Source organism: Sphingobium sp. FW306-1B-F04DB, assembly GCF_058781925.1.
In genome coordinates, this window is record NZ_JBYSXE010000014.1 from 68,784 (window position 1) to 80,343 (window position 11,560).

The 11,560-nt window shown below is 64.5% G+C and carries 8 protein-coding genes; 5 read left to right on the top strand and 3 right to left on the bottom strand.

Annotated features, from left to right (window positions below):
* Position 1 precedes the first annotated feature (1 nt).
* The 3 genes from AC3WJD_RS09160 (at position 2) to AC3WJD_RS09170 (ending at position 3,338) form a co-directional block, all read left to right on the top strand.
* Positions 2-1,282 (top strand): CpaE/TadZ family protein, encoded by a 1,281-nt coding sequence (locus AC3WJD_RS09160; protein ID WP_492746299.1) that lies wholly within the window; start codon positions 2-4, stop codon positions 1,280-1,282.
* A gap of 73 nt (positions 1,283-1,355) precedes the next feature.
* On the top strand, positions 1,356-2,324 hold the full coding sequence (locus tag AC3WJD_RS09165; RefSeq protein WP_492746300.1) for a type II secretion system F family protein: 969 nt from the start codon (positions 1,356-1,358) through the stop codon (positions 2,322-2,324).
* A 12-nt stretch (positions 2,325-2,336) separates the two neighbouring features.
* Positions 2,337-3,338, top strand: a complete 1,002-nt coding sequence (locus tag AC3WJD_RS09170; RefSeq protein ID WP_492746301.1) for a type II secretion system F family protein — start codon at positions 2,337-2,339, stop codon at positions 3,336-3,338.
* 57 nt (positions 3,339-3,395) lie between these two features.
* Here AC3WJD_RS09170 and ppdK read toward each other — a convergent pair whose 3' ends face one another.
* The 3 genes from ppdK to AC3WJD_RS09185 form a co-directional block, all read right to left on the bottom strand.
* Positions 3,396-6,059 (bottom strand): pyruvate, phosphate dikinase, encoded by a 2,664-nt coding sequence (gene ppdK / locus AC3WJD_RS09175; protein WP_492746302.1) that lies wholly within the window; start codon positions 6,057-6,059, stop codon positions 3,396-3,398.
* 55 nt (positions 6,060-6,114) lie between these two features.
* Complete coding sequence (gene glyS / locus AC3WJD_RS09180; RefSeq protein ID WP_492746303.1) at positions 6,115-8,448, bottom strand: glycine--tRNA ligase subunit beta; 2,334 nt, start codon at positions 8,446-8,448, stop codon at positions 6,115-6,117.
* 198 nt (positions 8,449-8,646) lie between these two features.
* Entirely contained in the window at positions 8,647-9,534 is an 888-nt protein-coding gene (locus AC3WJD_RS09185; protein WP_492746304.1) for a glycine--tRNA ligase subunit alpha, read from the bottom strand.
* Between the two features lie 186 nt (positions 9,535-9,720).
* Between AC3WJD_RS09185 and AC3WJD_RS09190 the strand changes: the two genes are divergently transcribed.
* Positions 9,721-10,602 (top strand): TraB/GumN family protein, encoded by an 882-nt coding sequence (locus tag AC3WJD_RS09190; RefSeq protein ID WP_492746305.1) that lies wholly within the window; start codon positions 9,721-9,723, stop codon positions 10,600-10,602.
* A gap of 44 nt (positions 10,603-10,646) precedes the next feature.
* Positions 10,647-11,525 (top strand): TraB/GumN family protein, encoded by an 879-nt coding sequence (locus tag AC3WJD_RS09195; protein ID WP_492746306.1) that lies wholly within the window; start codon positions 10,647-10,649, stop codon positions 11,523-11,525.
* Positions 11,526-11,560 lie beyond the last annotated feature (35 nt).

An 11,560-nucleotide genomic window follows, 5' to 3' on the forward strand; every position in this document is an offset into this window, starting at 1 on the left:
CATGAACGCACCCTGGACTCCCGGTCGCGGCGCGACGCTGCGTGAACCCTTCAACGCCTATGTCTGTGACGACGCCGCCGTCGAGGTCATCCGCTCGGTCGCGGTCGAGCTCGGCTGGTCACCTGAAAAGGTCAACAAGGGCGGCCTTCGCAACGCCGTCCAGTCTCTGTCGGTTTCCGCCAGCCCGAGCATCCTGTTTGTCGACCTGTCGGAATCGGGTGACCCGCTCAACGACATCAATGCGCTCGCCGAGGTTTGCGAGCCCGGCACGGTCGTGATCGCGGCCGGCCAGGTCAACGACGTCCGCCTGTATCGCGACCTGATCGCCAGCGGCATTCAGGACTATCTGCTCAAGCCGTTCAGCCCCGACCAGCTGCGCGATGCGTTTGCACAGGCGCAGGCGGTGTTCAATGCGCCCAAGCATTCGGACTCGGCGGTCGAACGGCCGCACCTGATGACGGTGGTGGTCGGTGCGCGTGGCGGCGTGGGTGCGTCGACAATCGCGACGTCGCTTGCTTGGCTGTTCGGCGAAAAGGCGGGCCGGTCAACCGCGATGCTCGACCTCGACGTCCATTTCGGTACCGGCGCGCTGGCGCTCGATCTCGAGCCCGGCCGTGGCCTGACCGATGCGATCGAGAATCCCAGCCGCATTGACGGGCTCTTCATCGAGCGCGCCATGGTCAAGGCGAACGAGAAGCTGTCGATCCTGTCGGCGGAAGCCCCGCTCAACCAGTCGATGCTGACAGACGGATCGGCCTTTTTCCAGCTTCAGGAAGAAATGCGCTCGGCATTCGAGTGCACCGTGATCGATCTGCCGCGCGGGATGCTCGTGCAGCACCCGCACCTGCTCCACGAAGCGCATGCCGCCGTCGTCATCACCGAATTGACGCTGGCGGCAGCGCGCGATGTCATTCGCATCCTGTCCTGGTTCAAGAGCAACGCGCCACAGGCGCGGATCATGGTTGTCGCAAACCGCGTGCCGGGAAGCGGCGCACCCGAGGTGAGCCGCAAGGATTTCGAAACCTCGATCGAGCGCAAGGTCGATGTCCTCATCCCGCTCGATCCGCGGGTCGCGGCACAGGCCGCGAAACTCGGCAAGCCGATCGCTGAGGCAGGCAAGGGATCAAAGGTCAGCACCAGTTTGCTGGACCTGTCGAACCGCCTGCTCAGCTGCATCGACGAAAGCGCCGAAGACAATGCCGCGGCCGCCAAGGGCAAGTCGCTTCTTGGCAAGCTCGGCGACCTGAAGGCGCTGATGCCGAAAAAGACCGCGAAGGCGTGAATTTGGAGGGCGTTGCGCGAGCCGTCGGGCCGCGCACGCCCACCGGTTTGGATTGGCAGGGGGAATGACTGCGATGTTGCCCATTCTAACCGTTGCGGCCGGACTGGCTGGCGTCCTTGTGCTGCTCTTCGCGGCACTTGCGGGCCCTTCGCTCACCAAGACGCAAACGCGACGTCTGTCGGCTGTGAAGGATCGCCATGCCGCATCCGCGAACGCGACGATCGAGGCGCAAATGCGCCGCGTCATCTCGAGCCGACAGTCCCGCGTTGACGGGTTCGCGGCGCAGTTCATTCCCAATCCCGCCCTGCTCAAGCAACGCATCTCGCGAACGGGCAAGAGCTGGACGCTCGGACAATATGGTATCGCATGCGCGGTTATCGCGATCGCCGTTGCCGGCTTTGGCATCGTCAGCGGTTGGCCGGTGTTCCTCGCTCTGCTCGTAGGCATCGCCGCCGGACTCTTCCTCCCGCATGCCGTTGTCGGCTCGCTGATCAAGCGCCGCATCAACAAATTTACCGTCCGCTTTCCCGACGCGATCGAGCTGCTCGTGCGCGGCCTGCGCGCGGGTCTGCCGATCTCCGAGACGCTGGGCGTCGTCGCCAATGAAATCCCCGGCCCGGTGGGCGAGGAATTCAGCATGGTCAGCGACAAGATCAAGATTGGCCGCACCATGGATCAGGCGCTGCAGGACACCGCGGACCGGCTCGGCACGCCCGAATTCCAGTTCTTCTGCATCACGCTGACCATCCAGCGCGAGACCGGCGGCAACCTTGCGGAGACGCTCTCCAACCTGGCCGACGTGCTCCGCAAGCGTGCGCAGATGAAGCTCAAGATCAAGGCGATGTCGTCGGAATCGAAGGCGTCGGCCTATATCGTCGGCTCGCTGCCCTTCATCGTCTTTGCGCTGATCTACACCGTATCACCCGAGTACATGGCCAACTTCTTCGTCGATCAGCGCCTGATGATCGCGGGCGCCGGCGGGCTCGTATGGATGAGCATCGGCGCGTTCATGATGGCCAAGATGGTCAGCTTCGAGATCTGAGGGCGACAGGACATGACCGAAACAGCCGCACCGACCATCATGGGGATCGACGTCATCTGGGCTGCGACGCTGCTTGCCGCGGTAGCGACCTTCGCGACGCTCACCGCGATCTACGCCGCCACCACGGTGCGCGATCCCATGGCCAAGCGCGTCAAATCGCTCAACGAACGCCGCGAACAGCTCAAGGCGGGCATCGTCGCCTCGACCTCGAAGCGCCGCGCCAAGCTGGTCCATCAGAGCGAGACGACCGATCGCATCCGCTCGTTCCTGAAGTCACTCAAGGTGCTCCAGGACGGACAGCTCAAGACGGCACAGATCAAGCTGGCGCAGGCGGGCATCCGTTCGAAGGACGTCGCCGTCGTCATCATCTTCAGCCGCCTGATCCTGCCGATCGTGTTCGGCGGGACGATGGTGGTTGGCGTTTATCTGCTGGGCTGGTTCGCCGACTGGGGACCGCTGAAGCAGCTCGGCCTTACTGCTGGCTCGCTGATCGGCAGCTACAAGGCACCCGACCTCTTCGTCCAGAACAAGATCACCAAGCGCAGCGAAGCGATCCGCAAAGGGCTTCCCGACGCGCTCGATCTGCTCGTCATCTGCGCCGAGGCGGGCCTGACCGTCGACGCGGCCTTTCACCGTGTCGCACGCGAGCTCGGACGTGCCTATCCCGAGCTGGGTGACGAGTTCGCGCTGACCGCGATCGAGCTGGGCTTCCTGACCGAGCGCCGCATGGCATTCGAGAACCTCGCGCAGCGTGTCGATCTCGACGCGGTCCGCGGCGTCGTCACCACCATGATCCAGACCGAGAAATACGGTACCCCACTCGCTTCGGCGCTCCGCGTGCTCTCGGCCGAATTCCGCAACGAGCGCATGATGCGCGCCGAGGAAAAGGCCGCGCGCCTGCCCGCGATCATGACGGTGCCGCTGATCCTCTTCATCCTGCCCGTGCTGTTCATCGTGATCCTCGGCCCTGCAGCCTGTTCGATCACCGACAGCTTCGTCAACGGCGGGGTCTGACGAAAAAGGGCGGCGGGATTCGATCCCGCCGCCCTCTTCATTTCATCGCAGTGGTGCTCAGCGCGCCTTGAGCGCAGCCTGCGCGGCGGCCAGCCGGGCGATCGGCACACGGTAAGGCGAGGCCGAGACGTAATCGAGCCCCGTCGCTTCGCAGAATTCGATCGACGCGGGATCGCCGCCATGCTCGCCGCAGATGCCGAGCTTCAGGCCGGGACGCGCCGCCCTGCCCCGCTCGGCCGCCAGCTCGATGAGCTCGCCGACACCCTCGATATCGAGGGTCACGAACGGGTCGCGCGGGAAGATGCCCTTGTCGACATAGGTGGTGAGGAAACGGCCCGCATCGTCGCGGCTGACACCGAGCGTGGTCTGCGTCAGGTCGTTGGTGCCGAAGCTGAAGAACTGGCCGACCTCGGCGATCTCGCCCGCCTTGAGCGCGGCGCGCGGCAGCTCAATCATCGTGCCGACGAGATAGTCGATCGTCCGCCCCTTCTCGGCGAACACCGCCTGCGCGGTCTGGTCGATCACGTCCTTCATCAGCTCGAGCTCGCGCCTGGTGGCGACGAGCGGCACCATGACCTCGGGGATCGGCGCCTCGCCCGATTTCGCCGCGACGTCGCACGCCGCCTCGAAGATCGCGCGCGCCTGCATCTCGTAGATCTCGGGATAGGTGACGCCGAGACGGCAGCCGCGATGGCCGAGCATAGGGTTGAACTCGTGCAGCTCGGCGGCGCGGCGCTTGAGCGCCTCGATCCCCACGCCAGCTGCCTCAGCGACCTCCGCGAACTCGGCCTCTTCGTGCGGGAGGAACTCGTGGAGCGGCGGGTCGAGCAGGCGGATCGTGACGGGAAGCCCCGCCATCACCTCGAAGATCTCGGTGAAGTCGGCGCGCTGCTCGGGAAGCAGCTTGTCAAGCGCGGCGCGACGGCCCTTTTCGGTATCCGCGAGGATCATCTGGCGGACCGCCGTGATGCGCTGCGCGTCGAAGAACATATGCTCGGTGCGGCACAGGCCGATGCCCTCGGCACCGAAATCGCGTGCGACACGGCAATCGATCGGGGTCTCAGCGTTGGTGCGAACCTTGAGGCGACGAACCTTGTCCGCCCAGACCATCAGCGTGCCGAAGTCGCCCGCCAGCTCGGGCTGGACGGTCGCCACCGCGCCGTACATCACCTCGCCCGAGGCGCCGTCGATCGTGACGATATCGCCCTCCTTCACCTCGCGCTTGCCGACGCGCATCAGCCTGGCCTTGGCATCGATCGCGAGCGTGCCGACGCCCGAGACGCAGGGGCGGCCCATGCCGCGTGCGACCACCGCCGCGTGGCTGGTCATGCCGCCACGTGCGGTCAGGATGCCCTTGGCGGCGTGCATGCCGTGAATGTCCTCGGGGCTGGTCTCGACGCGGATGAGGATGACCTCTTCACCCAGATCGGCCCATTTCTCCGCGGTGTCGCTGTCGAAGACCGCCTTGCCCGACGCCGCGCCCGGCGAGGCGGGAAGCCCCCTGGCGAGCACGTCGCGCGGCGCCTTGGGATCAAGCGTGGGGTGGAGCAGCTGGTCAAGCGCGGCGGGGTCAACGCGCGCAACCGCCTCTTCCTCGCCGATCAGCCCTTCATTGGCCATGTCGACCGCGATCTTGAGCGCGGCCTTGGCGGTGCGTTTGCCCGAGCGCGTCTGGAGCATCCAGAGCTTGCCGCGCTCGACGGTGAACTCGATGTCCTGCATGTCGCGGTAGTGCGTCTCGAGCAGATCGAAGACGCGTGCCAGTTCCGCATAGGTCTCGGGCATCGCCTCTTCCATCGAGAGCGGCCTGGCCCCGGCCCGCTCACGCGCCTGTTTGGTCAGATACTGCGGCGTGCGGATGCCCGCGACCACGTCCTCGCCCTGCGCATTGATCAGGAACTCGCCATAATAGGCGCGCTCACCGGTCGCGGGATCGCGCGTGAACGCCACGCCCGTCGCCGAGGTATCGCCCATGTTTCCGAATACCATCGCCTGCACGTTAACCGCAGTGCCCCAGTCGCCCGAGATATGGTTGAGGCGGCGATAGACCTTGGCGCGTTCGGACTGCCATGATCCAAACACCGCGCCGACCGCGCCCCAGAGCTGGTCGTGCACGTCCTGCGGGAAGGGCTTGCCCCATTGCTCCTCGACGAGCTTCTTGTAGGTGCCGACCAGCCCCTGCCAGTCCTCGGCCGCCATCTCGGTATCGAGATTATAGCCCTTGTCTTCCTTGGCGATCTCGAGCGCTTCCTCGAACGATCCATGATCGAGTTCGAGCACCACGTCCGAGTACATCTGGATGAAGCGGCGATAGCTGTCCCACGCGAAGCGCGGATCGCCCGAGGTCCGGGCGAGCCCCTGCACGGTCTCGTCGTTGAGACCGAGGTTGAGCACGGTATCCATCATGCCGGGCATCGAGACACGCGCGCCGCTCCGGACAGAGACGAGCAGCGGATCGGCGGCATCGCCGAACTTCTTGCCCGTCACGCCTTCGATATGCGCGATGCCCTTCGCAACCTCTTCGCGCAGGCTGTCGGGGAAGACCTCGCCATCGTCATAATAGCGGGTGCACATCTCGGTCGTGATCGTGAAGCCCGGCGGCACCGGAAGGCCGATCGAGGCCATGCCATCGAGGTTCGCGCCCTTGCCGCCGAGCAGGTTCTTATCGCCCTTGCCGCCATCCGAAACGCCACCGCCGAAACGATACACATATTTGGTCATTCGTCAGGTTCCCCAGTTGGATTTCGTTGGCCGGGCTGGTCTTTCGATAGAGCCGCTAGCCTTCGATCTTTGAGAAGTCGGCGACCCGATGCACAGCGTCGCGCACCCGCGCCAGTGTCGCGAGGCGAGCCGAGCGCTTTGCCGGATCGGCGTCATTGACCGTCACCTTGTCGAAGAACGCGTCGATGGGTGCGCGCAGCGATGCGAGCGCCGCCATCGCCCCTTCGAAGTCTTCCGCGGCGACCGCGGCTTCAGCTTTGGGTTCGGCCGCGTCGAGCGCTGCGAGCAGGTCAGCCTCTTCCTTTTCGGGCGTGTAGGACAGCGAAACCTGCTCCCCTGCCGCGTTGAAGCCTTCCTTCTTCAAAATGTTGGCCGCACGGCGATAGCCGGTGAGAAGATGGTCGCCATCATCCGTTTGGACGAAGGCCTGCAGCGCCTTCACGCGCGCGAGCAGCCGGACGAGATCATCCTCCCCACCCAGCGCGAACACCGCATCGATCAGGTCGTAACGAACCCCCGCCTCGCGCTGCTGGACCTTGAGGCGGTCGGCGAAGAAAGACACTACGTCCGCGAGGACTTTATCGACGTCATTGATTGCTTCATCAAAACCAATGGTCGAGCTTTTCTCATCGAAGCCACCGAACGCTGGAATGTGTTCGACTGCGCGACCATAGATTTCGCAACAATGCACTTTGGCGCGCTGATATCGAATAAGCGATTGCTTCCTAAGTGTCCCAGCTATTCGTTCAAAAGCCTGCTCTACCAAAGCTTGCTTGATGTTCATTCGGCTTGAAGTGAGCGTAAGCAGATCGATGACGCCCAATGCCGCGCGGCGCAAAGCAAATGGATCTTTTGACCCAGTCGGCTTTTCCTGAATCGCGAAAAATTGAGCGATTGTGTCCAGCTTATCCGCCAACGAAACGGCCACCGTCACTGGCGCGGTCGGCACCTCGTCTCCCTGTCCGACCGGTTTGTAGTGGTCGCGGATCGCGTTAGCGACAGCATCAGGCAAGCCCTGCGCCCGTGCATAATAGCCGCCCATGACGCCCTGCAATTCGGGGAATTCGCCGACCATGCCGGTAACGAGATCGGCCTTGGCAAGACGCGCGGCCTGTTCGGCCATATTGGCCAGCTCTTCTCGCTCCACTATGTCATCCCCGCGCACGCGGGGATCCAGTTGGGCGTCAGAGCCCGCTCCGGCATCGTCTGGATTCCCGCTTTCGCGGGAATGACTATGGGGGTTGGTAGCGGAGGAGGGACTTGAACCCCCGACAATCCCTTCTTCCACCAGCCAGCGCGCGAGCTTGGCGACGCGATCGACCTTGTCGGCGACGGTGCCGAGCTTTTCGTGGAAGACGATCTGGTTGAGCTTTTTCGCCTGATCCTCGAGCGGAACCTTCAGGTCCTGCTCCCAGAAGAACTTGGCGTCCGAAAGCCGTGCGGCGAGGACCTTGTGATTGCCCTCGACGATCTGCGCGCCGCCGTCCCTTGCGGTGATGTTGGCGGTGCAGACGAAATTGGGGGCCAGGTTACCCTCGCGGTCGTTGAGCGCGAAATATTTCTGGTTGGTGCGCATGGTGAGCTGGATCACCTCGCGCGGCACCTCGAGGAACGCCGGATCGAACGATCCGAGCAGCGGCACCGGCCATTCGGTCAGCCCCGCATTCTCGGCGACGAGGCCGGGATCCTCGACCAGCGTCAGGCCCGCGGCATCGGCGGCCGCGTGCGCGCCCTCCTCGATCATCTTGCGACGCTCGGCCGGATCGACGATCACATGGCAGGCGCGCAGCTTCGCGGCATAGTCATTGGCATTGCCGATGGTGATGCAGCCGGGATGGTGGAAGCGGTGGCCGACGGTCTCGGCACCGCTCTCGATGCCGTCGATCGAACACGGCACGACGTCGTCCCCGAGCAGCGCGACGATGCCCTGCAGCGGGCGCACCCAGCGCAGGCTTTCGGTCGAGGACGAGGACGCCCCCCAGCGCATCGACTTGGGCCAGGGAAAGGCGCGGATGATCGCGGGGATCGCCTCGCCGATCACCTCCGCGGTCGCGCGGCCGGGCTTTTCGACCACCGCGAACAGCACGCCGTCGCGCTCGACAAGCTGGTCACGCGTCAGCCCCGTCGAGCGCAGGAAGCCCGCGAGCGCCTGTTGGGGCGCGTTGGCGCGCGGGCCCTTGCGTTCCTCGCTTACCGCCTCGGTCTGGAGCGGCAGGCCGGGCGCGATGAGCGCGAGGCGGCGCGGGGTCGCGAAGGTCTCGATCGCTGCGGTCTTGATGCCCGATCTGGCGATCTCCTCGGCGAAGAGGCGCGCGAGGTCGGCGGACGCCTTTTCCTGCATGCGCGCAGGAATTTCTTCGGAGCGGAGTTCGAGGAGGAAATCAGTCATTGGACGCGCCCGACGAAGAAAGAAGAAGACCCTCACCCAACCAGCATGGCGCTGCAGACCATCTGGGGGATGGTCTGTTCGCCATGCTCCCGCGAAGGCGGGAGAGGACTACCCCGCACATGCCGGCCCTCCCCCTCTCCCGCTTTCCGCGGGAGAGGGTTGGGGTGAGGGTCTTCCCTTCCGGATTCCGCAGGGCCATCACGCCGCCCACCCGTTCTTTTCCATCCACGCCGCGCAGCTGCCCTTCGCGAGATCGCGGACGCGGCCGATATAGGCCTGGCGCTCGGCGACCGAAATCACCCCGCGCGCCTGGAGCAGGTTGAAGACATGGCTCGCCTTGATCGCCTGCTCATAGGCGGGGATCGGCAGCTTCTTCTCGAGGCACAGCTCGCACTCGGCGGTCGCCTTGCGGAACGCGTCGAACAGCCGCTCGGTATCCGCAACCTCGAAGTTCCAGGTGCTCATCTGCACCTCGTTGTCGAGGAAGACGTCGCCATAGGTGACGCCCCCCTCCCCGATCGGAACGTCGTTGAACGCGAGGTCATACACGCTGTCGACGCCCTGGATGTACATGGCGAGGCGTTCGAGGCCGTAGGTCAGCTCGCCCGCGACGGGCTTGCAGTCGAAGCCGCCCATCTGCTGGAAATAGGTGAACTGCGTCACCTCCATGCCGTCGCACCACACTTCCCAGCCAAGCCCCCAGGCGCCCAGCGTCGGGCTTTCCCAGTCGTCCTCGACGAAGCGGATGTCGTGCTTCGTGAAGTCGATCCCGATCGCGGCGAGCGAGCCCAGATAGAGCTCCTGCAGGTTCGCCGGGCTCGGCTTCAGGATTACCTGATACTGGTAATAATGCTGGAGGCGGTTGGGATTTTCGCCATAGCGGCCGTCGGTCGGGCGGCGGCATGGCTGGACATAGGCGGCGTTCCAGGGATTGGGGCCAAGCGCGCGCAATGTCGTCGCAGGATGGAACGTACCCGCGCCCATTTCAATGTCATAGGGCTGCAGGATCACGCACCCCAGCGCACTCCAGTAATCGTGGAGCGTCAGGATCAGCTTCTGGAAGCTGGGCGGCTTCGAATCGGTCAATTTCAGCCCCCTTCGGCTGGCTGCAAGGCACCGCTCAGGACATGCTTCGCAGATGCAAAATATTACAAGCGGCCCTTTGGCGGATGGGCGCGGACGGGTCAAGCGAGCGGGTCAATCTCCCTTTGACCTTTGCCGCGCAAGCAGCGAAGCATGACCGTGATTCCAATGACCTGAAAGCGAGCCCGGATGAAGAAGATCACTGCCGCCCTTGCCTGCCTCATGCTCGGCACCGCGCCGCTGCGCGCGCAGGCGCCGGTGACCGACGCCGATCCCGCCCTGTGGGTCGTGAAGGATGCGGATACGACGATCTATCTGTTCGGCACCGTCCATGTGCTCAAGCCAGGGCTCGATTGGTTCAACGAGGGCGTGAAGGACGCCTTCAATGCCTCGGACGAACTCGTGATCGAGATGGTCGAACCCGATACGGCGGCGATGCAGCAGCTGGTGATGAGCAAGGCGCTCGACCAGTCGGGCAAGCCATTGAGCGCAAAGCTCAGCGACGATCTGCGTATGCGCTACCAGAAGGCGATGGCGGATGCCGGGCTTCCCGTCGAGGCCTTCGATCCGTTCGAGCCCTGGTTCGCGACGGTGACGCTGTCGATCCTCCCACTGAAGAAGCTCGGCTACGATCCCGAGAGCGGCGCCGAGAAGGTGCTGACCGCCGCAGCCAAGCAGGCGGGCAAGAAGGTGGAGGGCCTTGAAACCGCCGAACAACAGCTCGGTTATTTCGACACGCTGCCCGAGGCACTGCAGCTGCGCTATCTGGAAGCCGTGGTCGATGACATGCCCCGATACGGCACGATGCTCGACACCATGGTCACAAGCTGGACCAGGGGCGATCCCGAAGCGCTGGCCGAGCAGATGAACGAAGGCATGGAAAAGACCCCCGAGCTCGCCAAGATCCTGCTCGACGACCGAAACGCACGGTGGGCGCAATGGATCAGGACACGGCTCGACACACCCGGTACCAGCTTTGTTGCGGTCGGCGCGGGCCACCTCGCGGGCAAGGGCAGCGTTCAGGATCAGCTGAAGGCGCTCAGAATCGAGAGCGTTCGCGTCAATTACTGATCCGGTTGTTGCCGGTTCAGCTTCGAGCGGGAATAAGGGGCGCCATGTTGCGCCCCTTTTCTCTTCTGCTCTCCGCCCTCCTCGCCGCCTGCTCCTCGGCCGGCGAGGCCAATGCGCCCGTCAAGCCGGCTCTGTGGAAGGTGGCTGACGCCGACACCACCATATACCTGTTCGGTACGATCCACATGCTGCCGCCCGATTACAAATGGCGGACCAGGGCATTCGACAAGGCGCTGGGCAAATCGGACCAGCTCGTCCTAGAAGTAGTGCTCGACAAGGATCCAAAGAAGACCGCCGAAATCGTGACACGGCTCGGCATCTCGCCGGGGCTACCGCCGCTGCTCGACCGCGTGCCCGCCGATAAGCGCGACGCGCTTGCGAAGCTGATCGAGACCTCGAAGCTCCCGGTCGAGCGACTGAACACGATGGAAACCTGGTCCGCGGCGACGACGCTCGCAGCGCTGACGCTGCGCCAGGCCAACATCACCGCCACCGAAGGCGTGGAACGCCAACTGTCGAGCACGTTCGAGAGCGCGCGCAAGCCGATCGGCGGGCTTGAGACGACCGAGCAGCAGCTGGGCTATTTCGACACGCTGCCCGAGGCGGTGCAGCGCCAGTTCCTCGTCAGCGTGATCGACAGCACGGTCGATGCCGAGGCCGAGTTCAAGAAGATGATGGCAGCCTGGTCGAGCGGCGACACCCGCAAGATCGCCACCACCTTTGATGAAGAGCTGCGCTTCTCGCCCGAGCTGGCCGAGGTGCTGCTGCACAGGCGCAATGCTAACTGGACGGATTGGGTGAAGAAACGGCTCGACGCCCCGGGCACGGTGTTCGTCGCGGTCGGCGCCGGGCATCTCGCGGGCAAGGATTCGGTGCAGGAATTGCTGGCCAGGGACGGGCTGAAAGTGACGCGGGTACAATGACTGAAAGCCCCTCCCCTTCAGGGGAGGGGTTGGGG